Source organism: Carnobacterium inhibens subsp. inhibens DSM 13024 (assembly GCF_000746825.1).
In the GTDB taxonomy this organism is placed as follows: domain Bacteria; phylum Bacillota; class Bacilli; order Lactobacillales; family Carnobacteriaceae; genus Carnobacterium_B; species Carnobacterium_B inhibens.
On the sequence record NZ_JQIV01000005.1, the window covers coordinates 33620 to 58710 of the forward strand.

Annotated in this window: 30 protein-coding genes and 1 pseudogene; 24 read left to right on the forward strand and 7 right to left on the reverse strand. The window is 33.5% G+C overall.

The window, feature by feature from the left end; genetic code table 11:
* The first annotated feature begins 11 nt into the window (after window positions 1–11).
* From BR65_RS00990 to BR65_RS13420, 4 genes are all read left to right on the forward strand, one after another.
* On the forward strand, window positions 12–464 hold the full coding sequence (locus BR65_RS00990) for an HIT family protein (RefSeq protein WP_034536307.1): 453 nt from the start codon (window positions 12–14) through the stop codon (window positions 462–464).
* Window positions 465–526: 62 nt separating this feature from the next.
* Window positions 527–1021, forward strand: coding sequence for an NUDIX hydrolase (locus BR65_RS00995; RefSeq protein WP_034536308.1), 495 nt, complete (start codon window positions 527–529; stop codon window positions 1019–1021).
* A gap of 169 nt (window positions 1022–1190) precedes the next feature.
* The gene (locus BR65_RS01000; protein WP_034536311.1) at window positions 1191–1397 is read left to right on the forward strand and encodes a hypothetical protein; all 207 of its coding nucleotides are present in this window, start codon (window positions 1191–1193) and stop codon (window positions 1395–1397) included.
* Window positions 1381–3237, forward strand: a complete 1857-nt coding sequence (locus BR65_RS13420; protein WP_051932591.1) for an ArdC-like ssDNA-binding domain-containing protein — start codon at window positions 1381–1383, stop codon at window positions 3235–3237. Before BR65_RS01000 ends, BR65_RS13420 begins: the two co-directional genes overlap by 17 nt.
* Window positions 3238–3328: 91 nt before the next feature.
* Here BR65_RS13420 and BR65_RS01010 read toward each other — a convergent pair whose 3' ends face one another.
* Both BR65_RS01010 and BR65_RS01015 read right to left on the reverse strand, forming a co-directional pair.
* Entirely contained in the window at window positions 3329–3568 is a 240-nt protein-coding gene (locus BR65_RS01010) for a hypothetical protein (protein ID WP_034536313.1), read from the reverse strand.
* A gap of 4 nt (window positions 3569–3572) precedes the next feature.
* Window positions 3573–3818, reverse strand: a complete 246-nt coding sequence (locus BR65_RS01015) for a hypothetical protein (RefSeq protein WP_034536320.1) — start codon at window positions 3816–3818, stop codon at window positions 3573–3575.
* Window positions 3819–4083: 265 nt separating this feature from the next.
* Here BR65_RS01015 and mobQ point away from each other — a divergent pair, with 265 nt between their 5' ends.
* Window positions 4084–6105 carry a MobQ family relaxase gene (gene mobQ, locus BR65_RS01020; protein ID WP_051932594.1) on the forward strand — a complete coding sequence of 674 codons (2022 nt, stop codon included), beginning with the start codon at window positions 4084–4086 and terminating at the stop codon, window positions 6103–6105.
* A 66-nt stretch (window positions 6106–6171) separates the two neighbouring features.
* On the opposite strand, the gene BR65_RS01025 is transcribed toward mobQ, so the two are convergent.
* Window positions 6172–7020: a nucleotidyl transferase AbiEii/AbiGii toxin family protein gene (locus BR65_RS01025; protein WP_051932595.1), complete on the reverse strand. Its 849-nt coding sequence runs from the start codon at window positions 7018–7020 to the stop codon at window positions 6172–6174.
* Between the two features lie 14 nt (window positions 7021–7034).
* Window positions 7035–7655 (reverse strand): type IV toxin-antitoxin system AbiEi family antitoxin domain-containing protein, encoded by a 621-nt coding sequence (locus BR65_RS01030; protein WP_034536322.1) that lies wholly within the window; start codon window positions 7653–7655, stop codon window positions 7035–7037.
* Between the two features lie 132 nt (window positions 7656–7787).
* Here BR65_RS01030 and BR65_RS13765 point away from each other — a divergent pair, with 132 nt between their 5' ends.
* From BR65_RS13765 to BR65_RS13770, 17 genes are all read left to right on the forward strand, one after another.
* Window positions 7788–8426, forward strand: coding sequence for a hypothetical protein (locus BR65_RS13765; protein WP_156098828.1), 639 nt, complete (start codon window positions 7788–7790; stop codon window positions 8424–8426).
* A gap of 136 nt (window positions 8427–8562) precedes the next feature.
* A complete protein-coding gene (locus tag BR65_RS01040; protein ID WP_034536331.1) occupies window positions 8563–9156 on the forward strand; it encodes a hypothetical protein in 594 nt (197 codons plus the stop codon).
* A gap of 18 nt (window positions 9157–9174) precedes the next feature.
* Entirely contained in the window at window positions 9175–9510 is a 336-nt protein-coding gene (locus tag BR65_RS01045) for a CagC family type IV secretion system protein (RefSeq protein ID WP_034536333.1), read from the forward strand.
* 16 nt (window positions 9511–9526) lie between these two features.
* Window positions 9527–9862: a hypothetical protein gene (locus BR65_RS01050; RefSeq protein WP_034536334.1), complete on the forward strand. Its 336-nt coding sequence runs from the start codon at window positions 9527–9529 to the stop codon at window positions 9860–9862.
* Between the two features lie 11 nt (window positions 9863–9873).
* The gene (gene trsD / locus BR65_RS01055; protein WP_211251473.1) at window positions 9874–10626 is read left to right on the forward strand and encodes a TrsD/TraD family conjugative transfer protein; all 753 of its coding nucleotides are present in this window, start codon (window positions 9874–9876) and stop codon (window positions 10624–10626) included.
* On the forward strand, window positions 10566–12536 hold the full coding sequence (locus tag BR65_RS01060) for a VirB4 family type IV secretion system protein (RefSeq protein ID WP_034536335.1): 1971 nt from the start codon (window positions 10566–10568) through the stop codon (window positions 12534–12536). The genes trsD and BR65_RS01060 overlap by 61 nt, the downstream gene beginning before the upstream one ends.
* Before the next feature lie 14 nt (window positions 12537–12550).
* Entirely contained in the window at window positions 12551–13915 is a 1365-nt protein-coding gene (locus BR65_RS01065; protein ID WP_034536336.1) for a hypothetical protein, read from the forward strand.
* A gap of 17 nt (window positions 13916–13932) precedes the next feature.
* A complete protein-coding gene (locus BR65_RS14055; protein WP_051932597.1) occupies window positions 13933–14988 on the forward strand; it encodes a lysozyme family protein in 1056 nt (351 codons plus the stop codon).
* Between the two features lie 31 nt (window positions 14989–15019).
* A complete protein-coding gene (locus tag BR65_RS01075; protein WP_034536337.1) occupies window positions 15020–15565 on the forward strand; it encodes a hypothetical protein in 546 nt (181 codons plus the stop codon).
* Between the two features lie 21 nt (window positions 15566–15586).
* Window positions 15587–16048, forward strand: a complete 462-nt coding sequence (locus tag BR65_RS01080; protein WP_034536339.1) for a hypothetical protein — start codon at window positions 15587–15589, stop codon at window positions 16046–16048.
* Window positions 16045–17562 (forward strand): VirD4-like conjugal transfer protein, CD1115 family, encoded by a 1518-nt coding sequence (locus BR65_RS01085; protein ID WP_034536340.1) that lies wholly within the window; start codon window positions 16045–16047, stop codon window positions 17560–17562. Before BR65_RS01080 ends, BR65_RS01085 begins: the two co-directional genes overlap by 4 nt.
* Before the next feature lie 16 nt (window positions 17563–17578).
* Window positions 17579–18079, forward strand: a complete 501-nt coding sequence (locus BR65_RS01090) for a hypothetical protein (protein WP_034536342.1) — start codon at window positions 17579–17581, stop codon at window positions 18077–18079.
* A gap of 2 nt (window positions 18080–18081) precedes the next feature.
* On the forward strand, window positions 18082–18939 hold the full coding sequence (locus BR65_RS01095) for a conjugal transfer protein TrbL family protein (protein ID WP_034536345.1): 858 nt from the start codon (window positions 18082–18084) through the stop codon (window positions 18937–18939).
* 255 nt (window positions 18940–19194) lie between these two features.
* A complete protein-coding gene (locus tag BR65_RS01100; protein WP_034536346.1) occupies window positions 19195–19665 on the forward strand; it encodes a JAB domain-containing protein in 471 nt (156 codons plus the stop codon).
* Window positions 19666–19782: 117 nt separating this feature from the next.
* A complete protein-coding gene (locus tag BR65_RS01105; RefSeq protein ID WP_156098829.1) occupies window positions 19783–20196 on the forward strand; it encodes a hypothetical protein in 414 nt (137 codons plus the stop codon).
* A 21-nt stretch (window positions 20197–20217) separates the two neighbouring features.
* Window positions 20218–21492 carry a Y-family DNA polymerase gene (locus tag BR65_RS01110; protein ID WP_081901339.1) on the forward strand — a complete coding sequence of 425 codons (1275 nt, stop codon included), beginning with the start codon at window positions 20218–20220 and terminating at the stop codon, window positions 21490–21492.
* A gap of 7 nt (window positions 21493–21499) precedes the next feature.
* Window positions 21500–21643, forward strand: a complete 144-nt coding sequence (locus BR65_RS13770) for a hypothetical protein (protein WP_156098830.1) — start codon at window positions 21500–21502, stop codon at window positions 21641–21643.
* Window positions 21644–21748: 105 nt separating this feature from the next.
* Here the strand turns inward: BR65_RS13770 and BR65_RS01115 are convergent, their stop codons facing one another.
* Both BR65_RS01115 and BR65_RS01120 read right to left on the reverse strand, forming a co-directional pair.
* Window positions 21749–22027, reverse strand: a complete 279-nt coding sequence (locus BR65_RS01115) for a hypothetical protein (protein WP_034536349.1) — start codon at window positions 22025–22027, stop codon at window positions 21749–21751.
* Between the two features lie 712 nt (window positions 22028–22739).
* A pseudogene (locus BR65_RS01120) lies at window positions 22740–23767 on the reverse strand (IS256 family transposase); the annotation flags it as partial.
* 219 nt (window positions 23768–23986) lie between these two features.
* On the opposite strand from BR65_RS01120, the gene BR65_RS01125 reads away from it, so the two are divergent.
* Window positions 23987–24241, forward strand: a complete 255-nt coding sequence (locus tag BR65_RS01125; protein ID WP_034536351.1) for a hypothetical protein — start codon at window positions 23987–23989, stop codon at window positions 24239–24241.
* The gene (locus BR65_RS13570) at window positions 24241–24438 is read left to right on the forward strand and encodes a JAB domain-containing protein (protein WP_244877138.1); all 198 of its coding nucleotides are present in this window, start codon (window positions 24241–24243) and stop codon (window positions 24436–24438) included. The genes BR65_RS01125 and BR65_RS13570 overlap by 1 nt, the downstream gene beginning before the upstream one ends.
* A 149-nt stretch (window positions 24439–24587) precedes the next feature.
* Here BR65_RS13570 and BR65_RS01130 read toward each other — a convergent pair whose 3' ends face one another.
* Window positions 24588–24839 carry a hypothetical protein gene (locus tag BR65_RS01130; protein ID WP_034536353.1) on the reverse strand — a complete coding sequence of 84 codons (252 nt, stop codon included), beginning with the start codon at window positions 24837–24839 and terminating at the stop codon, window positions 24588–24590.
* Window positions 24840–25091 lie beyond the last annotated feature (252 nt).

Below are 25091 nucleotides of genomic sequence, written 5' to 3' on the forward strand. Positions count from 1 at the left end.
GGAGTAGTTGTATGGAATGGTACGAGAACCGAATTTTATCTGCAAAAAATGGAACTAATCCAATGTTGATAAAAGAACTAAAAGGTGGTTATGCTGTTTTTGGAGATGTACAGTTTTTACCCGGATATTGTGTTTTATTACCAAAAAGAGAAGTGAATTCTTTAAATGACTTACCTTTAGAGGAACGTGAACAGTTTCTTTCTGACATGAGTATTTTGGGAGATGCTATTATACATAGTTGCAATCCTATCAGAGTGAATTATGACATTTTAGGAAATACTGATAACTATTTACATGCTCATGTTTTTCCACGTTTTAAATGGGAAAAAGAAGAACGAAGACGTATGCCTGTGTGGTTGTATGATAGTTCTAACTGGCAAAAAAAGGAAACGGCTTATAATCCTAAACAGCACGATGAAATACGCAATAGCATTCTAGATTATTTAAACAAACATTATTCCTAATAGTTATTTAATCAGGTAACATACCTAACTACAATTACATAAAGTAAAAGGGGAATATGAGTATGGATAGATACCATAGGGCATTTGGAGTTTATGGAATACTTTATAGAAAAAATAAACTTTTAGTTATCAAAAAAACAAGTGGTCCCTATATTAATAGATTTGATTTACCTGGAGGTAGTCAAGAATTTGGAGAAAGATTAGAAGATACTTTAGTTAGAGAAATCAAAGAAGAAACTAATTTAACAGTGAAAGCTTTTCAACAGTTAGGTGTAGTTAATTTTCTGTATCCATGGAGATATGAAAATACTAATATGAATAATCATATAGCTACATTTTATGAGATTGATTCTTTTATAGGAGAAAATTTTGAAAAGGTAGATCAATTTCTTGGTCAAGACTCTGTAGGTTCCATATGGTTACCTCTGGAAGAATTAACTGAGGACAATTCTTCTCTTTTAGTATTAAAAGCAAAAGAATATATCCAAAAAGGAACCTTTATAGATAAAGGCTGGATTCTTGATAAATGGAATATATTAGATTCACCAGTATATTAATTAATAAAAGCATTAGTTTACATAAAACCCAAAAAAAGTACTCGTAACCCTGAATAATTTAAAATTAGTACATTCTAAATTATAAAAGCTAGTTGTAGGCATATTTTTAGCCCTACAACTAGCTTTTATTTATGCTTAAAGAAGAATAGTCAAGAAAGGTGGGATGATTATGTCGAATCGTTTAGCGTTAGCTTTAAGAATTTTAGAAGGGAATAAAGTTCTTTTTTACCTTCCTGAAGAGAAAAAAGAAGTAGAAGTTCTGGTAGAAGGGTATATTTTTGCAGATCTCAAAGAAAATATAAACAATGAAGAAGGCTATTATTTACTTTTAGAAACAGAAGCTGATGGAGTTGTTGAGCATGGCGAACTCATCTAATACATTTCATAAATGGTTATTGGAAACGCTACACGAGAATGAGTTAGTGTTGGACTTAAAGAATATAACGCTAAAAAATGAGCTTCAGAATAGTTTGCAAGCTCTGAACGATTTCTTAGTCGATGATTGGTTTAGTAGCGAAGAGGGTACTTCTATTGCCGATCAAGTTGAAATTAATTTAGACAAACAAAGGGAAAATCATCTTCAGAAAGATTTTCCGTTATTTATAGCAGGAAATCTTGAATTAACGGTTTCAAAAAGTACAAAGAATAAAGGGTATCAAGTTACAACGTTTAATCATACAGGAGCATTATCAGATCATCAGGAGAATTCATTAAAAGGCTGTTTGAAGTATTTAAAAGAATTAAATGCCTATCCTTTAGATAAACACCTGTCAAGCTACTTTAGCCAAGAGGGGAGTATAGCAATGGCCAACCAGTATAAAAAAATTTCAGAAGCTGAAAAGAAGAAAGAAATTGATCAACTAACCGAAAAAATGACTACACAAGTTCAAACTTATACAGAAACAACTGAACAGATGACGGAATTACTTGATTTTATGAGCCAGTTCAGAGATTACTCTATCCGGAATCAATTCATGATTCGCTCGCAGCATAAAGGAGCAAATGGAGTAGCATCCTATCAACGATTTAAAGAATTAGGCTTTCCAGTTCAAAAAGGAGAAAAAGGGATTAAAATTTGGGTTCCAATGACTGTTACCCAGTTTAAAACTAAAGATGGTGAATGGAAAAATCAAACGAAAGCAACGATAGAAGAAAAGGAATGGATAAAGAAAAATCAGTCTACAGATAACGTCAAAACATTTACGCGTTTTAAGTTAGGGACGGTTTTTGACGTGACACAAACACACGCGAAACCAGAAGATTATCCAGCTATTTTCCCAAATAAAAAGAATCAGTTTGATTTTGGAGGGAAAGACTTAGATTTATTGAATCAATCACTACTGGAGTATTCAAATAGCACTAATATTCCAATAATTAAAGAGCCGTTTCGTGATTCGGCTGCTAAGGGGTATTATATGCCGTCTACACATTCTATTACCCTCAATACTAAAAATACAGAAACCGAGAATGTACACACGTTAATTCATGAATTAGCACATGCTGAGATGCATAACAGTAGCAAACTAAAAAATAAAGAGTTAACTATGCAGGCAGCACCTGTTCTTGAATACCAAGCAGAAATGACAGCGTATGTAGTAGGGAAGTATTACGGATTAGATACAGAAAATCATTCCTTACGGTACATATCTAAATGGACGAATAATTTAGAAAAAGTTGAGGACAAAATAAACTCTTTATCAGAAGTGAAAAAAGTTTCTGAGAAATTGATTGATCAACTGGATTTGATTATTGAACAAACAACCGAAAGAAAACAAGGACTGAGCCCCGATAAGGTCGAAGTAATTGCTACAAAGTTAGGATTTTTGACAGATAAAAACAATCAAAATCAATACAAGCAATTAAAAGATACAAGTCTTAAAATAAACACCATTCAACTATTAAAAAATAACCCTAGCGATAAGTTAACTCTTTATTCGATTGAACTTGTCTCTAAGGAACAGACATTTGATTATGTTATGGCTACGGGTAAAAATAAAAAAGAGATTGCAACCGATTGGTTAGGAGAAAAGACTGCTAACGATTGGCTAAAAGAAGACGTTAAATATCACGTGTTGCATAAGGATCTTAATCAAGAACTAAATACAGAAAAAATAATGGATATAGTCAACCTAACCGAAAATGAGAAAGTATCAATGGGTGATTTTTCAAATCAGAATAAGATTGATAAAAACATGTTAGCTTCTCCATCTTTATAAAAAGAGTATAAGAATCTATTGATTGTTTTGATTAGAAAAGTAAAAATTTAATTTTCGTTCAATCTATTTATCTCAAAAAAAAGAATAGCTGTCAGCTATTCTTTTTTTTAAACTTTTCTTGTTTTTTTTCATTTACGTATTGAGAAAAAGCCCTTAATAATTCTTCTGTTTCTTCAACTGATAAATGTTCACATTCAAAATAATTTTCTAGTAATGCGCCTTTTTGAATGAGTCTTCTCGTTCGTTCTTTTCGTTCCTTTTGAGAGTCTAATTGAATGGATCGTTCGACTCGATTGATTTCTTGTTGCAGTTGTTTAAAGTGATTACTCATAGGTTTAACCTACTGTAGGTGAATCAACTGAATTACTAGAGTTTAAAGATTGATCTTCATTCATTAAATCATAGCTATCTTTTAAATTATTTACAAATTCTTTTATTTCATTTTTTGTTAAGGATTCGTAGTTTAAATCAAATTGGCTAATCAATTCTTTTCCTAAAGTATTTTCAATTTTTTCTTTTTCCTCTAAGAGCTCTTTTTTTAACTTTTCTATTTGTTCTAATTTTTTTGAAATGTTTGACATGATATTTTTCCTCCCTTAATGTTTAAATTACTATACAAACTAGTATGACAGAAAGATAAATAATTGTAAAAGAAAAAGCAAAATGGTAAAATAGTCCCTGTAAAGGGCGCACTTATACTCCATTATTTACTACGTAAATAATGGAGTTGTGCTCATAGAAATAAATTTTTATTTTTTCCGCTTATCGTTCCCTTAAAAAAATTCCGTGTGATAAAATTCGCTCTCGCTCATGTTAAGTAAATAAAACCAGAAAGGAGATGAGACCATGGCTATTTATCATTTGTCTGCAAAAATTATTTCTAGAAGTAAAGGTCAATCGGCCATTTCAAGTGCAGCTTATCGTTCAGGTGATAAATTGTATAGCGAGCGGTATAACGAAACAAAACTCTACCGTCGAGATATACAGCCTGTTACGTTTATATTGAAGCCTACTCATGCTCCTGACTGGTGCTTAAATCGAGAACGATTATGGAACGAAGTTGAAAATTATGAAAAATCAAAGAATGCGCAACTTTCTAGAGAATTTAATGTTGCATTGCCTGTGGAATTATCGGTTTTCGAACAAGAAAAATTAACGTTAGACTATTGTCAGAAAAATTTTGTCGACCTTGGAATGGTGGCGGATATTTCTATTCATAGAGACGATGAAATGAACCCTCATTTTCACGTAATGTTGACGACTCGCCCTTTCGATGAAAATGGCAATTGGGACGTAAAATCGCGTAAAATTTATATTAATGATGAAGAAGGTAATCCGATCTATACAAAAAGTGGCTACCGTCAAAATAGAAAAGCAAATGTAACGGACTGGGATTCGAAGGAACGGATGCAAAAATGGAGAGAAAATTGGGCCACCATGGCTAATCATTCTTTAAAAGAAAATGGGATTAATCAAACAATCTCAGAAAAATCTTACGCAGATTTAGGAGAAAAAAAGCAGCCTACCATTCATGAAGGATTTGTTGCGAGAGAGATGGAAGCCAAAGGAAAAAATAGCGACCGTATTCAAATCAATAAAGAAATTAAAGAGTCTAATGCAAAAGCAGCCATTGTTTATACGTTAAAAAAAGACGCTGAAGAAATAAAAGAGACGGAGACGATTGTTCGTTCTCTTAGTCCAACAGAAAAGAAGGAAATTACTCGTTTATCAAAAGAACTGAAGACATACATTTCATTTGATCAGATTGAAGATAAGAAGCGAATGCTGAACAATTGGTCAAATTCTGCGAGAGTAAACAATCTCTTTAAAGAAGACACGAAGACGTTGAATTTGATTGAGTCTCAAATGGAATTAGTAGAGAAAGCAGATAGCCTCATTTTAAAAGAATCTGAGCGATTACTTGAACACTATTATCCAACCATAGATCAAAAGAATTTATCTGATTATCAGGTGAAAACTTTAGCGAATCGAACGGTAAAAGAGGACCGCGTGATCCAACCAGAAGAAGTAGAAAAGATACTGGAACACTCTAACCAACAAGAACTGTATCATGAGGTATCAAAGGTTGTTAAACGTCCGTATGATTCCTATTCAGTCTATGAAGAAAAAAACAAGCTGTTGAATCAAACGGTAGTGTCCATTGTAGAAAAATACCAGGTGGATTTCAAAGATGTAAAAACAGTAGAAAGTCTTCCGGATACGGTTTACACGACATTAAAAAATAGTATCAAAGAGCAAGAAAGAAATAAGATTGCTATGAAAGTGATTCAAAACTATTATGATGACAAAATTTCTCGAATATTTCCTTCTTTAGAACTGGATGATCAAGATATTCCGACTAAGGAGCTCTTTTCTAAAGCCATTGATTACTATGGAGATCAATTGACAGTTGACAATTTAATTCACTTAAAAGAAAGACCGCTGATTAAGTTTACACTAGAAGAACAACACATCGCAGTCGCGTACTTTACCGACTATGGAAAAGCTGGAAATCTCAACAACGATGAATCTATAGACGTTTCTTCTTTAACTATGAGTGAGGAATTGAAGACTATCCTAATAGATAGACCAGATTTGCACGATTTGTTGCTCAATGAGTGTATCGAAACGGGAGTACTGAATGTAGAGCAAGCTGATACATTAAAAGAACAAAAAACGAGTGAATTTTCTTTTTCTCAACAAAAATCTATGCCCTCCAGCCAATTGTTGAACTATTTATTTAGACCTCAACAGTTAGATCAAATTCTGGCTTCATTAGATTACGAAGAAAGAGAAAAATTACGAGCGCTAGAAAAAGAACTGAAGAAAAAGAAACCTAAACGTTCTTTTAAAGGACCAAAGCGGTGAAATAAAAGAATAAGGTGAAAATAGAGTACCTACACAAGGTAGATACTCTATTTAATATAAAATGAACTATTCAATAGAATTATTTATTGGAGGATTAGTGTACACAAGGGTTAACAAATGATGTAAGGCGTCACATGCCTCGTCAAAACTTAAGTTATTCGTATAATCCGTCTTATTTTGATAATTAGACCAGATTTGTCTCATTTCATCATTGGTTCGTATAAACTCCAACGTTTTTATATAATCTCGCATAATATTAGGTGTATTTCTCTTGTTACAAGTGGCGGTTAGGGCTTTTCTTAATAAATCATAGTCAATTCGACTAGGTTCTAATTGACTTAACATATAGACATCATAGAAATCCCTAGCTCGGGTATTGAACACACCACGATAGTAAATCGTTTGAATTTTTTCTGCTAAAAGTGTTTCTATAGGGTAAGAAAGGATAGAAATTTCTTCTTCCTCAAACATTAATTTATGTTTATAGTGAATTTCTTTTGGAATAATGATGTCACCGGTTGTAATGTCTACTTTTATCGGAATAGCCATTGTTTGCAAACTGGCAACTATAGCTACTCTATAACCCGGATAGTCATCTTCTTCACGAATTTCTTGAATATTTTGGAACTCGAATTGAATGTGATCTCCTATATCTAACTCACATAGCTCTAAGAATATCGTTTTTAGCACATCGGATGAAACAGTTGTACCGGTAATAGTCGTATCAATGTCCATAGTGGTCCGTTTGTCTACGCCAATAAGAGAACCAATCAAAAATCCACCTTTTAAAATAAAGGAATGCCTATATTTTGATTTACTGATTCTGACTAACATTCGTTCCAACATATAATTTCTCATAAGCATTTGTGCGTCTATTTGTTCTTTTTGAGCTTTATTTTTAATCTTAGTTTTCAATTGAATAGGTGTTTTTATACTAACACCTCCATATATCTTCTTAAGTCACGATCTACTTTAAATAGTTGTGCGTATTGCATTAATTTGATAAGATCTTTCTCTGCTGTTGTTAAATACCGTTTAAGGGCATTAATTTGAACATCTTTATCCGTCCGATTGTTTTTTGAAAAGATGTCACAAATGGTTCTTTCCCTATCATAGACACGAATTGAGTTTCCATGTGGACTTTTCATAGTCATTAATCCAATTAAATAGTTGTCTCTTCTACTATGTTTAGCTAAGATATTATTTTCCTTTAAAGAAGGATTATTGTATCCCCTTGGAAAGGTCATATGGTAATCGAAAGGGGTCACATCCGTTAAATCATGAAGATAGAGAGCTGTTTCATGAGAATAAATGCCTTTTTTAAATCTTTTTTGCAAAATATAGTATTCATCAGGAAATTGATCAATCGCAACGTAAGAACCTGGACCAACTTTTTCTAAAATATTTTCATGGAATAATTTGAGTACATATTCTTTATGAATACCAGCCTTTTTAGCGTCTTGAAAAGTAACGGTCCCATTTTGCTCTTTTATCAATTGCAACAATAATTTTGTTTTTGAATGTTCTTCTTTGTCTTTTATTTGCGTCATAAGCTCACCTCTTTTGACGATTATACTACAATTATAACTTTTTGTAGTATAATCGTCAAATTAAGGGTTTTAAATAGAATTTATCAATAAAAAGACCTGAGTTCAATGGTATAATGATGCGACTACTATCATTTGGAAAAGAGGTGTACTATTGAAAATTGGTTTGTTGCTTACCCGCGAGATTTATCAAGAGTTAGAAAGACGCGGTCATTATCTGGGATATCCAAGACCTCTACTGTACTGTTGCATTTAGTCCTCTATGCAACTCAATTTAAAGAGGTGACCAAAGAAGAACTAGAAAATGAATTAGACAAGATTGAGGTAAGTCATCAGCAATTACAAGTCGAAATAAGTAACTTTATCCTCTTAAAGTATGAGAATAGAAAGATGTATCTTTTGACAGTCAGAAAGTATTTATCCGCTTATTTAAGTTATGTTGTCAATCATACTAATTGGAAAAGTGAAGAAAAATCAGTTTTTAAAGCAGTCTCCACAACTTGTCTGTCACAAGAAACAGTCAATCAGTTAGCTTTATTTAAAGATCAAACGGGAATCCCGAATACCGCTCTTTTAAATTATGCTTTTACTTTAGATTATAGTGCACCTTCTGCTGAATGGGTTAGTAAAGAAAGTGATCGTGTTCAGCAAGGGATACAACTGACTAAATCGAGTTCTAAAAGGGTTAAAGAACTCTCAGAAGAAACAGGTTATCCTAGAAATATCGTGCTTGAACAGCAATTAATAAAATTATTAGAGAATATAGTTAAATGAATGAGCAGAAGATTAGAAAAATTGACGTATGAAAGTTATCATATAAAGATAGATGAAAAAATCTATTTTTATATAATAACTTTTTTTGTTTTTTATGGAGGGAGGAAAAGGTATTTATATTGAAAAATGGTCTGGTATGAAAGAGAATTCTTCTATTTTACACAATCGACAAAAGGGAGTGGTCCTAGACAAACAGTCCGTAACTCTTAGTCATTCAAAGAAAGAAGAACTGTTGAGAGAACAAGGAAAGCCACTTGAAGCACTTAGAAAAGAAATCATGAAAAAGGAACTTTCACCAAATGTTGAGACGCGTTCTTATCTATTTGAACGATTTTTACAGCAGAATGGACAGCCAGAACTTGTTGAAGAAGCAAGAACAGTAAAGATAGAAGAGTATGCTACTAAGCCTAATCAAGTCATGAGTGAACTTTCTTTTATTGGAGCGAGTCTTGCAGAAGGATTTTTAGATTTTTATGGTATCCAATTAAGTCATGTAGTTGAAAAATATGAAAAGAGGCTACATATTATTGAGCTTGAGTCATTGGATCAAAATGAAAGTGGATTTTATATTGGAAAATTTACAGAAGGAAGTCTTGCTGTCGTTTCTCCTCGTTTAGATTCTGAAGAACAAGCACAAGAAAAATTATCCGCTTTTTTAACTATGAAACAAAAACGACAGAAGGACTACACTCAATTGGAACTAGAGCAACATTCAACCGACAAAGACTAAAGTGAAAGAAGGGTTTTTATGTTTAAGAAAAGAAAATTAACAATTGTTTCGGCTATTGTGGCAACAGGATTAACGGTGATGAGTCACCCAGCTATTGTTTATGGTGCATCGGCTGGACAAGTAGAAGCTAAATTGCAAAATGCGGGGGACATTGTACAAGGCATATTAACAGGGTTAGTGGTACTTGTAGGAACAGTCGTTGGATTATTCATTATTATCAAACGGATGCCTGCAGCGGACAATCCGCATGAAAAAAACGAAGTTTATCAAGCTGTTGGTCGGGTAGCGGGCTTAGTTGCTTTAGCTGCAGCCATTATTTGGTTATTGCCATGGGTTTATAGTTTATTTGTATAGAAAAGAAGGGATTTAAATGGCTAAAAAAGGGAAGGAATTTATTTTTCCAGATAACGTCAATTCGACTTATGGGGCTTTTCTAGGACTGTCATTAAAGGAGCTTGCGACTTATGTCTTACCCATTAGTGTCTTTGGTTTAGTGTTGCTGGCTATTCCACCCTATAATTTATGGTTATTGGGTGTGAAGCTGATTATTATCTTATTACTATTAACCTTAGTATTCGCACTGATTAGTGCAAAACCGGTTAAGCACCGCCAGAACATTACTATGCAGGATTATTTAACGCATAAAAAAAGTTATCGCTTTAGACAAAAGCGATTTTATATCAAAAAACGAAAACCAATAGATTAGGAGGACGAAACGTGTTTCCTTTCAAAATGAACCTACGTAAAGAACCATTAGACGATTACATCTTTCGCTATGAACCAAAAGAATTGGACACAGGGAAGCAAACGTTACAAGATATGTCGTTAATTCAGGCACAATATCAAGACTTTTTAATTACAAAAACAGGCTATCTCGTCGCTTTGATTGAAGGTTCCGGGGTTAACTTGGATTTGCTAAATGAACTTGAACAAGAGGACGTTTTTGATGAATTCAATGCCTTTTTAATGTCAACTATTGGTGAAGGAGATACAGGAGAAGTACAACAGTATTTAGATATGACGACCCCAGTAGCTTTTGACGAATACGTGTTGTACTGGAAGAAACGCTATTTGAAAGTAAAAGAAGAACAACCTATTAATCAAGCAAAGGTTACTTTAATCGCAAGCTACGTGGATTACTATCAAAACTTACAATTGACGAACCAAATGAGCACAAAGAAGCATTTAATCGTGATCCGACAAAAAATAAAGGATAAAAAACACACGAGCCTTGAATTGGCTGCCACTAATCTTCATGAAAAAGTAACCCAATTTATTAAAACATTGGAGAATAGTTTAGAAAACTACGATATGGAAGCCAGGCAATTATCCTCTATGGAATGTCGGAAAACCCTGAAACACCTGATAAATTTTTCAACCATTAATGCTTCCAAAAGGGAGGGAAACGTGTGTATTTTGGAAAGAAACGCACCAAAGAAGAACGTGACCAATCACCGGTCAACAAAGTAGAAACGGAAAGTTCATTGGATTCATTTTTGGATAAAAGTAGCCTAGACGTGGTCTATCCGTTTTCTTGGGAGGAATTTCCTGATTATATTGAAAGTGGCGACAATTTTATTCGTGTCATTGCCATTGTGGATTACCCTAAAGTTCAATATGGCAACTGGTTATCCGAACTCAAACGAAAAAAAGGGAATATCACCATTTCTCAATTCTTACAGTCGTCGAGTTCAACAAAAATGATTCACCATTACAACGAAACGATTAAGAATAAAGAAGCAGAATTATTAAAGATTTACGATCCATTAAAACGAAAGCGCTTAGAGCAACAAATTGAAACTGCAAATCGACAATTGGATAAATACTTACAAAGCAACTCCAGTTTTATTTATCAATACACGTACATTTACTTAACGGCTTCAACGTTAGAAGCATTGAATGACTTGACTGAAAATATTACTAAAACACTTATTAAATTACAAATGAAGTCTATGATACCCGTAAAAGGGATGTATCAATCTTTTTGGAGCGCACTTCCAATCGGCGAAAATTTATTAGGGGATTATACGTATAAAGAATCGAATACAGAAGTAGCGTCTAGTATGTTTCCTTTTGACGACGCTGAGATTCTACATTTATCACCTAGGAGCGACGTTGAAGGCATTAACAAGGACACAAACAGTCTCATTGCTATCGATTACTTAGATCGAAAAAATACGCTGAATCAAAACATGGTGGTTATCGGAACCAGTGGTGTTGGAAAAACGACCTACATGATTCAAAAAATATTACGGTATGTTGCTCGAGACATTAAAGTTTTTATTATTGATCCTGAGAATGAATACTCGCAAATAGTGGAACACTTAGGTGGGACAGTCGTTCATTTATCGTCAAATGCGCAAACTAAAATCAATCCTTTAGAAATTTTCTCAGAAGAAATCAGCGAGAATATCGAAACTTTAACGATTGATTTAGAGTTGTTAGTGAAAGATAAGATTCAGCGGGTAAAAGGCTTTTTTCAAGTATTAAAACCGGATATTACTCAAGTAGAGCAAGCTGTGTTGGATTCTGTTTTACGCAATACGTATCTGAATGCAGGTATTTTTAAGTATTCCAGTATTTCGGAAATCAAATCGGAACAATACCCCACGTTGGAGAATGTCTTTAATGAAATTGAAAAATTAAAACAAAACGATCCAGACCGGTTCAAGGTATTAAAAGATTTTTATTACATTTTAGAAAGTTATGTTCATGGTTCAACAACGCTTTTCAATGGCCATACAAATATAAATATTAATGCCGACTTGTTGTCGTTTGATTTGAAAGCTTTACAAAATGAAGCAGATGTCCAAGCAGCTGCTTATCTCAATACATTTAGTTTTTTATGGGATGAAATCACTAAAAACAAGACTGAAAATATTAAATTAGTGGTCGATGAATTTCATTTTTTAACTCAAAATTCAGAAGCCGCACAATTCTTTTATCAAGCGTATAAACGGTTCAGGAAGTACAACGCAGGAGCGATTGCCGGAACCCAACAGATTCAAGATGTCCTTGAAGGAACCATGAGTGACAGTAAAAATGTTGGAGAGGCTATTATCGGAAACAGCTACACAAAGGTCTTTTTTGGATTAGATGATAAAGGTGTGGAAGATTTGACGGATAAACTGCATATGAATTTCAGTGAGAAAGAAAAAAAGCTGTTGTCGCGTAGAAAACAAGGAGAAGCGTTAATCATACATGGATCTCAACGAGCGTTTATGAAGGTCGAGCTCACAGAAGAAGAACTACGGTTAAAGGATTCAGAACGGTATGAAGAACATTATGGAGAATCCGCAATAGAAGTTCCTAACTATGAAGAACGCATACAGATGACACCTAGTGAGTTGGTAGAAGCTAAAAACTTTCTATATGACTAGCAAGGAGGGATAAGATGCTAGGATGGCAAGATTTTAAGGTGATGAACTTTGAATTTGGAAGTATCAAATTGTTTAAAGAAAAAATCGTGTATGAAATTTCAAAAAATCGGTGTTCATACAATCAAATCGAAGATATAGAGAGTCTAAAAAAACAAAATGACGTTCATTTTTTTAACTTAATTCAAGTAGAGGAAGATGACCATACACTATACCTTCACTATGAACGCTTGGAAAGCATGAAATCTCTCACCATGATAAAAAAAGAAGAATACTCCGTTAAGTTATCGATTGCCCAAACGCTATTAAGAGAGAATATATTACAACAAACGGCTGACTTTGTAAGTATTCATCCGGCCACAATTTTTTATTATCCAATGCAAACGATAAAATATACGTACTTGGCTACGGATGTGTTACCACAAGAACATAAGTATTCCAATCTTGATCGGTATAAAGCGTTAGTTTTAGCTATTTTGACTAATTTTAGTTATGAAACGTGCTTAGAAGAAAAAGAAGAAGTCTTAAAGCGTGGGAATGAATTGGTCAATGCCGTTATTCAGGCTAGTACTAGACAAGAAATGTTGCTGATTATTGAAGAAGCTTATGATTTTGTGACCTATGATTACATTCAACATAACTCAACCAATAAAGAAAAACTAAAGAAACGAACCTTTTATGCTTTGGCTGCGAGTGTTTTCTTTTCTTTGACGGCAGTAGGGTTCACCAAGCAACACGCTAATGCTCAGCAAGAACAAATTGTTCAAGCAATGGAACAAGACTTGGAACAAAAAAACTATTCACTAGAAGCCAATCAACAGATTGTTAATAAAGACTATGAAAAAGCAGCTACCGCTATGAAAAAAGCTGGAGAATCTAAAGAGGCAATTGCCACTATGTACTTTGAAAATAACCAATACCAACAAGCCATAGATACAGATGTTTCATTTCTGGAGCCGGTTATTGCCCATTACTATGACAACGATCAAAGTGAAGCGGTTCTTGATTTAGCGCTGACAGAAGTTGCAGAAGAGCACTCCACTAAATTAGAAACTGAAAAGGCTATTGTGGCTTATGATACGGCTGCAATGTCTTCTGCTCTACCATTTCTAGAAGATGAAGAAACAGCAGTCAGAATGGGATTGGCTTATCTAACCAATGATGATGTGACCAGTGCACAAAAAGTACTAGAAAAATTTCCGTCAGCTCCTTTAGAAAACAAAATTAAACTTAAACAAGCAGAAAATGAATTGGCAAAAGCAGAAGAAGATTTAAAAGCCATTAAAGAAGATGATGAGAAGAAGGAAGAAAAACAAAAAATTCAGAATGATAAAATTGCGGCTTTGACTAAAGAGATTGAGATACTACAAAACAACGAGTAAAGTTGGTGAGAATGTAAATGAAGCCACTAACGTTTTATGTTAAGAGTAAAATTGGAAAAGTTCTTGCTTGGTCTGCATTGGGCCTCGTCCTCTTAATTACCCTATTAGTTACCGCCTTTTCCAGTTATTTTACTGGAACTGATGAGAACGAATTGGCTTCTATACCTGAATCAGTTCTAAAATGGAAACCCATCATGGAAGAGGAACTAGCCAAATATGGGATGGAAGACTATATAGAGATTGTATTGGCCATTACAGCTACTGAAACAGATGGATCTCAGTTAGATGTCATGCAGTCGAGTGAAGCCATTGGTTTAGCACCTAATGCCATTCAAGATCCCGTTTATAGTATTCAGATAGGGATAAAGCACTTTAAAAATGTGATTGATCAAATGAATCAAACAGGAGTGGACTTAAACACAGCGATTCAAAGCTACAACTTTGGTAGTGGCTATTTAACGTATATTGCAGATAACGGTGGTGTTCACACAATTGAATTGGCAGAAACGTATTCTAAAGAAGTCGTCGCGCCTTCCTTAGGCAATACATCCGATCAAACGTATCCTTATTCAGCTTCAGTGGCTGATGAAAAGGGCAATTACTTATACACGAATGGCGGTAATTTTTATTATGCCGATTTAGTACAACAGGCTTTAACCGATGGAGTAACGGGCAATGGGGTACTAGCCTTTCCAGTTGAGGATCAAACCATTACGTCTGCTTTTGGTTTTCGCGTCCACCCTATAACGGGAGAAAACAAACTGCATGGAGGTATTGACTTTGCGCCTGCGAACGGTGGAAATCCACCTGTTTTTGCGGCATTGAAGGGGAAAGTTACTCAAGCAGCTTATTCCAGCAGTTGGGGGAATTACGTGAAACTAACGAATGAGAATGGAATAGAGACGCTCTACGCTCATTTAAAAGAAGTCACCGTTTTACCTGGTCAACAAGTTGAAACAGGCGAACCCATTGGCTATATGGGTACTTCTGGATCTTCCACGGGTGTACATTTGCATTTTGAGGTCTATCAAAACAATAATCGAATCGATCCGGCATCATTGTTGGGATTGTAAAGAATGATTTAAAAAGAGTGAGGGTATAAAGATGAAAAAATTGCTGCTAACCGTTACTGGAAGTGTAACGGTATTGATTTTGTTCGTATCGCTCTTTAGTTTAAACCAGACAAATCAAACGTTAGAAAATAAGCTCTCAAAAACAGAAAATGACTTAAAAACGATGGAAAAACTAATCAAGCAAGACACTCAATTTAATGACACTGTTGCGAATCAAAAGAAACTGACAGTGATTGAAGAAGGCTTACGTACTTATTTAGACTACGATAACGATACCTATCTTACTCGTTTTGAACACTTACAAAACAAGGCTACACGTGAAACAATCCAATATCTGAAAGAACTTTCTTCTGAAGAACCGCCACTTTTAGATATAAAGAATCAGTTAACGGAACTGACTATTTATCTTCATCCGACGGATGAATTGACTTTTTTGGTTCAATTAACTACTGAATACTCGTTGGATCATGAAGTGGTTTCTACTTTGCCACAACTGTATCAAGTTACCCTCATTGAAACTAATGGGGAGTATAAGATTAACCAATTAATAAATCTAGGTTTGACAGTAACCAACTAAAGCCGTTAAGGGAGGTATTCGGTGGAAAAATTTTTCAACAAAATAAAAAAGAAACTCGTTTGGTTTCTCGTTAGTTTTGTCCTTTCAGAGTGGTGCTTGGTAGTGGTGACTCAATTAATCATGACCTTTTCCAAATTTAAATTGTCTTTAACGACTACTATCTTACTCGAAACAGTAAAAGAAACACTTCTTCATCCTTTTCAAACGATCCAAACGTTGATTGAAACAAAAAATCCATTATTTATAATGGGAACCATCGGTCTTTTACTTTATTGTGCTTCTGTCCAAATTAAATTAGCGTCTAAAGAAAAGAAAGAGGGATGGGAAGCCGATGAACGAAACCAATATCATGGTTCAGCACGCTGGGCACGTGAAAAAGAAATTTTTGACGGTAAAAATTACCTGGCTCAATCTAAACAAGAGATACTGAAAAACTTTACCGCTTCGCTTGATCAACCAACTGAAGGGGAGGAAACCAGATGACAGGAACCATTTTAGGTATTTTAAATAGTAAAGTCATTATTCAACCCACTGAATCGAAACCCAATCGAAACATAATGGTGATGGGAGGACCAGGGTCTTTTAAAACACAAAGTTTTGTGATTACAAATGTCTACAATGAAACGGAAAATAGCATCGTTGTGACGGATCCAAAAGGAGAAGTTTATGAGCAAACAGCTGCCGTTAAACAGCAGCAAGGATATGACGTCCGGGTCTTGAATTTTGCAAATATGATGGCTTCTGACCGACACAATCCTATTGATTACGTCAAAAAAGACATTCATGCCACAACAGTGGCAACTAAAATTGTGGACAGTGCTAACAAAGACAGTAAAAGAGACGTTTGGTATTACTCACAAAGAGCACTGTTAAAGGCTCTTATTTTGTTCGTGAAGTATGAATTGCCTCCTGAGAGACGAAATATGGAGGGCATCTTAGACTTTTTACAAGAGTTTGACCCAGAATCAGATGAAGATGGCGAAAGTGGCTTAGATGAAGAGTTTTTAAAACTTGAACGCAAACACCCAGCTAGACGAGCCTATGAATTAGGCTATAAAAAAGCCAAAGGAGACATGCAAGGCAGTATCATTATGTCCCTTCTAACAACGATTTCCGACTTTGTGGATGATGAAGTCGCCGAATTCACACGATTTAGCGATTTTAATTTACGCGATATTGGACGCAAAAAAATGGTGCTTTACGTGATTATTCCGGTGATGGATCAATCGTGGGAAGGGCTAATCAATATCTTTTTTAGCCAGTTATTTAACGAACTCTATGATTTTGCATCTGAGAACCACTCAAAATTGCCAAAATCAGTGAACTTTATTTTAGATGAATTTGTGAACTTAGGTAAATTTCCTGGATATGAAGAATTTTTAGCTACTTGTCGAGGGTATGGAATTGGAGTGGCCACCATTATTCAAACCTTGACGCAATTGCAGGATAAATATGGCGATAAAAAAGCGGAAAGTATTTTAGGGAACTGTGCAGTGAAAACGTGCTTAAACGCTGCAAATTCGACTACTGCTGAGTACTTTAAACGGTTGTTGGATAAGGCTACTGTAAAGGTTGAAACTGAGTCTGAGAGCACACAACATGGGAAAGAAAACAATTCTAGTAGTTCTAGCGAAAATCAAAGTTACACGGGAAGAGATTTAATGACGGCTGGTGAAATTATGCAGATGGCAGATGATACGAGTTTGATTATCTTTCAAAATAAACGCCCCATTCAAGCGAAAAAAGCTTTCCAATTTGAGTTATTTCCGCAACCTAAATTCTTATTGAATCAAAGTGACTACACACCACATTCTACATCTGCACAACTAGAAAAATTCGAACAAGATAAAGAAAACTATCAATCCTACATGAAAGCAGACGCTGAGAATCGAACCGAACGAGAAAAGGAACAGTCTGAAGAACGAGAAAAAGCAAAAGAGCAAAAAGAACAAGGAATAATAACTGAAGCGGCCGGATTTTTTAAGTCAATGAACTAAGGAAGGTAGTGACGTAATGATTAAAGGAACGAAAGGGTTAATGCTATTGAGTGTCTCATTCTTTTTATCCGGATGTGGCTTTAACGAAGAAGAGGCACTAGTACAGAGTACAGATCAGTTAGAAAGTTTTTTGACTCTACACGAAGAGCGAGAACGTTTTTCGGATTTAAGTAATGATGATTTACAAGCTCGTTTAGAAGAGGATGTTTTTCCTTACTTAACAGAAAGTTACCAAGAAACAATTACTGAAGAGGTTGAAAATTATGAGGTCAATACAGATGCTGCATTTAGTCGAAATACGTTTTTTTTGAGAGAGAGTGGTGAAGAATATGATAATGGTGTACTTTGGAGAGCATTTGATATTGACGAAAGTGAGGTTAATACTGAAGATGAAACTGTAACATACCTTATATCAACAGATTATACTTCTGTATCATCTTCCGATGTATTAAATGTAGAGATGACTAAGGAAAATGGAGATTGGAAAGTAAATGCTACATCTGATTGGGAGTGGTAAGAATGGGTGCTAAAGTAGCTGAAATGTTTAAAGAATGGATTACTGACCTATTAGAAACGACTTTCAATTTATTAGGCAAACTTATTTTTGATCACAATGCACTAAGCGGATTTTTTTCTCAACTGTATGGAATTTTTATAGCTTTTGGTGGTGTAATGTTGGTTACAATTGCTTTATCTAAAGTATTGATTTTTTTATTATCTGAAGCGGAAGGTAGTCGAGACGCTTCTGTATGGGTATTGATTGTCGATTCTTTTAAGGCTAGTGCAATGGTACTAATATTACCGTTAATTTTAATTTTTTCACTCGATATGATTGTCTATCCATTAGGAGAATGGATGTTTAGTTCAATTGGTGGAATGACAGCAAATAAAATTAATTCCTTTATTGAAATAGAGGACGTTTCGCAAGTAGCACCTAATGTTATCAGTACACTTATCTTACTTTTATTCTTACTTATTGTATTTGCGACCTTCTTAATCAAAATATGTATTTATCATGCGGATCTCGTCTTGTTGGAGTTGCTGAGTGTTTGGGCAGCAATATCTATTATCAATGAAGAGTACAATTATATGTCCGTATGGTGGCGCGAATTTCTGAGCCAAATTGTGAGTATTATTGTCCAAATGGGTTTAATGGTTGGGATTGTAGAAGTATTATCTAGTACAACCTTTGAATGGTACAGTTTTATGTTGCTAATTGGTTTTGGTGTATTAATTATTCGTGGGCCAAGTGTTTTAAGAAGCATGTGGTATGGAACAGGATCTGGTAAAGCAACTATGCAAGGTGGTAAAATGGCTACTCGAATGTATATGATGAAAGCTAAAAGTATAACAAGTGCAGCTTCAGCAACAAAATAAAAAAGTAAAAAGCTACTAATTGCTGGAGCAATTAGTAGCTTATTTTTTTTCAGTTGTTTTTAATTTTACGATTATTGACTAGCCAACAAAATGAAAAAAATCTAGATCTTAGATCTGAATGGTTATGACACAAAAAAACTAAAAGATAAATAAAAAAATAAAGTGAGTAAAAAAAAGAAATAGAAATTCTTGACGTATATTTAAATAATGAGTAAGAGTTTAATTTTACGTTTTGATAAAAAAAGGAGCGATAATATGTTAGAAAAAACAAAAAAAATTGTAGAAAAAAATATGATTATTGAGATTGTTAAAGTTAAACAAGTGATACTAGAAAGACCTGTTGAATATCAACTACATATTAGTTCAACTGAAGTAGCTGCCCAAATTGGAGTAGCAGAAATTGGTGACGAAGCACAAGAAGTCTTGCTTTTACTTATCTTAAATTCACAAAATGAAATAAACGCTATACATCGCGTTTTCCAAGGTAGTTTAAAATCAAGTATTGCACATCCTAGTGAGATATTTAGAAGTGCTTTATTGAATAATGGCGCAAAAATATTGATTTACCATAACCATCCTAGTGGGAATGTAGAACCTTCTGAAGAAGATAGGATATTCACTAACAGAATAGCTAAAGTAGGAGACTTATTAGGGGTAGAACTCTTAGACCATATCATAGTGAGTGATAGCAGTTGGTATTCTTTTAAAGAATTTTGCCTTTTGTAAAAGGAAAATGCTAACATTGTGCCTTATTTTTAACGTTAATTTAATGCAAGTATATGACTATAATTCTTTACAAAAAGAACAAACGTTCGTATAATGGTGTTAAAAGAGTACAAGAAGGTGACTAACTTGGACAATGAGCTGGAAGAAAAAAATATGATCATAAACCCTAATACATCGGACTATGTAGATAGAAAAATGGCGAAATGGCAAGGATTGATACTGTCAGAGCATACTGAAATCTTAAAAGAAGAAAAAATAAATAATAGAAAAGTAAATATAGAAAAAGAAAAACAGTCTGTAGAATCTATTTATGGTTTAATTGATCATTCTTTCAGTCAAAAAGTAATGGTAACTATTCAATTAGATTGTTTATTTAATGGTAATTATCAAGACGATATTATAGGGGTAGTTTTTGGGTATTATGAAAATAATATTTATGTTCAAACTGTAGACACTGAAATTGTTGTTTGTGAGATAGATTTGATACGCAATGTTGAAGTATCGAAAGTAAAGAAATGGTTTACAGTTTAAAATATAAAGAGGTGTAGAAATATGATAAGAATGGATTATAGCTACCAATCAAGACGTGATATTCTTTGTATTGACGTTAAATCTTTTTTTGCTTCGGTAGAATCTGTTAAAAGACATTTACATCCTTTAGAATCCTATATTGTCGTAATGAGCAATCCAGAATTAGAGGGTGGGTTAGTTTTAGCAAGCTCGCCTAGAGTAAAAAAAGAATATGGCATAAGAACAGGTTCAAGGCGGTTTGAAATACCTAAAAATTCAAAAATACAAATAGTCGAACCTAGAATGTCATTGTATATAAAAGTTAATATGATGATAAATGAGATATTTAAAGAATTTGTTTCTGAGGAAGACATACATATTTACAGTATTGACGAAAGTTTTTTAGACGTTACGCATTCACACGCTCTTTATGGTTCAACAGAAGAAATTGCTAGAAAAATACAACTAAGAATTTTTCATAAATTGAGATTGGTAACAGCAATTGGGATTGGAGATAATCCTTTACTTGCAAAATTAGCACTAGATAACGAAGCAAAAAAGAACAAATCTCAAATTGCTGTTTGGCATTATGAAGATGTGCCAGAGAAGTTATGGAAAATCTACCCTATTACTGATATGTGGGGTATTGGAGGAAATACAGCAAGAAATTTATACAACTTAGGAATAGATTCTGTTTATAGTCTTTCGCAATATGATGTTAAAGCACTAAAACGAATTCATGGAGTCATTGGAGAACAACTCTTTTATCATGCTCATGGAATCGATCAGACTATATTATCAGAAAAGTATATTCCAAAATCTAGAGGATATGGAAAAAGTCAGATATTAAAAAGAGACTATGTTAATCAATATGAAATTGAAGTGGTTATTAGAGAAATGGCAGATGAAATATCCGCCAGGTTACGAAAACATAAAGCAGAAACAGGAGTAATCCATTTATCCATTGGATATTCCAGAGATATATTAGATAAGGGTTTTAATCAACAGATGAAAGTTTTTCCAACGTCCTCAAACACTAAAATCATTGAAACTTGTCTGCAACTATTTAGACATAATTATACTAATCAGCCAGTTAGACAAATATCTATTCGTTGCGGAAAAATTGATTACAAAAAAGAACTACAGTTAAATTTATTTGAAGAACCCGAAAAAACTATCCATAAAGAAGAATTGGAAACAGTAGTAGATAAAATAAGAAAGAAATATGGTTTCAGCTCGCTAGTTCATGCAAGTAGTTTAACGAGAGGTGGCACAGCTATTTCAAGAAGTGGAATGGTTGGGGGTCATAAAGGGTAAATTCTATATGATGGAAATATATGAAGTTATCAGAGAATATGAAAATAAAACAATCTCTTTAGAAGAATTACAAGAAATCATTTGGGGAATGTCTGAAAACTCATTAGAAAGTATTTCTCAAAAAGAGCTACTGCGTTATTTATTGTTATAGAAATTTTTAAATACGCCTTTTTGCTTAGAATTATGGTTTGATAGAAATGTACACACCTTAATCATAACAATAGTTATACTTAAGGTGTATACGTACTTCAAAAAGTTAGTTTTTATTGATATAAATTGTGTTGTCATCTTCAAAAATTTCTTTTTTTAACTTTGTTAAAAATTTTAAATTGAAATCATAACCCATGTTTGATCCGAGAACGGAATCAATACCGCAAAATGGACAAACAACTGTTTGTCCATTATCTATATACTCTACTATCATATCCGGAGTAAATATTTTTGTGCAGTTATAACAACCACATTGATTGCTTTTAGCGATCGAATTTGTGTTCTTATAAGATTGTTTAATTATTTCCTGTGTATTAAGTTCCATTCGATTCATCCTTTCGCGATTTTATATAATCTTCTTAAATGATACTTTAGAGGTACTTTGTTACATAATAACATAGGGTCTGCCAATATAATTTTAAAAGCAAGTAGTGAAGAGTTTAATCAGTCTTTAGTTAAAAAAAAGATATTAAATTAACTACAATTTTTTCTCCATGATAGATAGATTTAATGATGTCAATGTTATCTTCTATATGGATAAAAAAGTGGATTAAACTTGCTCCAATTGATACAGATACAACTATAAGAAAGGTCACTAAAATGAAATATTCTTTATCTTCCGGAAGGTAGTTACTTTTTTTGACATAATATATTCCTCCTATTTTTTAAATACTATTAAGCTGTAATACAACTAGAAATATTGTGGAATTTCAAAGTTCCATCTTGTTTTCTAGGGATATAATTTAACAAAGTTACTAGGTTAAAGTAATGAATACAGTTAGTCAGGTGTGTTATAGATAGTAATATGCTGATCTCTTTTTCTTCGTTTAGTAATAAAATCATACAATTATCTTTAGCTAACAAATGTTATCAGAAGATATAGTTAGTTACAATAATGTTTCTAATAAAATCAAAGTTTCTTACCACTATATATATGACTTTATCTAATTAATGTATTCACCAATTGTAAAATTGTACCTTTAGTTAAGATTCTTTGAGAGCGTCAATAGTTTTGTGTAAATAAATCGTCCTAATTATTCTTCATTTTGAAACTGCTCTTTTCTGCGGCTGTATATCTTGATTTGATTATTGAAAGACTCGATCAGATTGGTTGAGTAAATGGTTCTGAGAATACTGGGCGGAAACTCATAAAAAGTCAACAAATCTTGGTTCTCTATGAGTGACTGCGTCACTTTAGGATAAGTTTTCTGCCACTTCTCAACCATACAGGACAAGAAGGTATTCGTTTCTTCCTTTGAATTGGCTTGATAAACAGTCTTAAAGTCATCACAGATTTCTTTTTGTTCTTTGACACGTAATTTATGAGCAATATTACGAGACACATGGATACAACAATGTTGGTATTTTGCTTTTGGATAAATTTTATGAATGGTGTCTTTCATACCTTTTAAGCTATCCGTAATAAAGAGCAAGACATCTTGAACCCCTCTGGAGTTAATATCTTGTAGCAGCTCATTCCAAACGTGTGTTGACTCTGTCGGAGCAATTGCATATCTTAGTATTTCTTTAGTACCATCTTCTCGTATTCCAATGGCAATGTAAATGGCTTCTTTGGACACGGTTTGACGTTTTAATGGAATATAAGTAGCGTCCATAAAAATAGAGACATACTTATCATTTAAGGCTCTTGCTTTAAATGCGTTTACTTCTTCAGTCGACACTTTAGTCATGTTTGACATGGTTTGTGGAGTATAGTGATGTCCATACATTTTTTCGATTAAATCAGCGATTTCAGACAGCGTAACGCCTTTTTTGAACAAATGGATAATGGTGGTTTCCAATATGTCGTTTGTTCTTTTGTAAGCTGGTAAAGTTTATTGTTTAAACTCACCATTTCGATCTCTAGGTATCTCCAATGTTAATTCACCATATTCGGTTTTGATTGATCGAAAATAAGATCCGTTCCTCGAATTACCTGAATTAAAACCAGTGCGGTCATATTTTTCATAATCCAAGAAAGCCGTTAATTCTGTCCGTAGCAGGGTGTTTATCACTCTTTCTAATTGGGAACGGAATAATTCAGTTAAACGCCTTTAGTGATTATAGTTTATAAATTGAAAGTTTAATAAAAATATACTTATTTATTTTCTATATTTATTCAATTATTTGCTCATCTTAAATATGGTTATTATCTGTCATTGGATAAAGTTTATTTACTCATTTTCACACAAACATTTATTTTATATCACATATATTTAGTAAAAAAGTTCTTCACCACAGAAAGAGCTTTTTATCTTGTTATTAAATTGAAAGGAGCAAGAAAATGGGAATAAAAAATAATATTACTGAGATCGTTAAAGTAAGACAAGTCGTAATGAAAAGACCGATTGAATATCAAGTGAAAATCACTTCAACTCGATTGGCTGCTCAAATTGGAATAGCAGAAATTGGAGATGAGGCCCAAGAAGTGTTGCTGCTAGTTGTTTTAGATTTCCAAAATGGAATAAATGCGATACACCGCGTTTTTTCAAGGTGTTTTGAACTCCAGCGTTGCCCATCCCAGAGAAATATTCCGTAGTGCTTTTATTGAATAATGGAGCAATAATCTTGCTGTTTGATAACCACCCTAGTGGGAATTTAGATCCCTATCAAGCGGATTTGTTTTTCACTGACAGAATAGCAGATGCAGGGGAGATATTAGGGATAGAACTGTTAGATCACATCATAGTTAACAATAATAATTGGTATTCATTCAATGAACACTGCCATTTTTAAGAGTTCTTGTTATCGCACTACAAAAAATTTATAGTAAAAACGAAAACCAACCAAGCAATAGTATATGTTGCTTGGTTGGTTTTGTTTGATTATTAAGACTTTCGAAAAAGATAGTTGGTTTTCTAGCCTGAAAAAAATAGATTTTAATACTAGAATTCAAAAATTTCTTTTTTTAACTGCTTCAGAAAATTTGTTGTTATATTGTACCCCATGTTTGTGCCAATCACAGAATCCATACCACAATAGGGACAAATAGCTGTTTGCCCATTGTCAACATATTCTTCCACTTTATTAGGAGTAAACAACTTCGTACAATTGTAACAGCCACAGCAATCACTTTTAACTATAGAATCTTTATTCTTATACGCTTGTTTGATTATTTTATCTGCATTAAATACCATTTTTTCAATTCCTTCCCTTTCCTACGTAATTTCTCGAAAATATAGTATGAATTCTTTACCAAGGTGATAATATGTACTATAAAAAACCTCGTTGTATAGACATAAACAACGAGGTTTTTTATAGTACCTCAAACTCTAACAATAACTTTTCCTTATTTTCGATTTAACTGATTTTTATTATGGCTGCTCCATGAAAATTTGACTAACAAAATCAAACATTTCTGGAAGTTTCAGGAACATAAGAATCAAGCA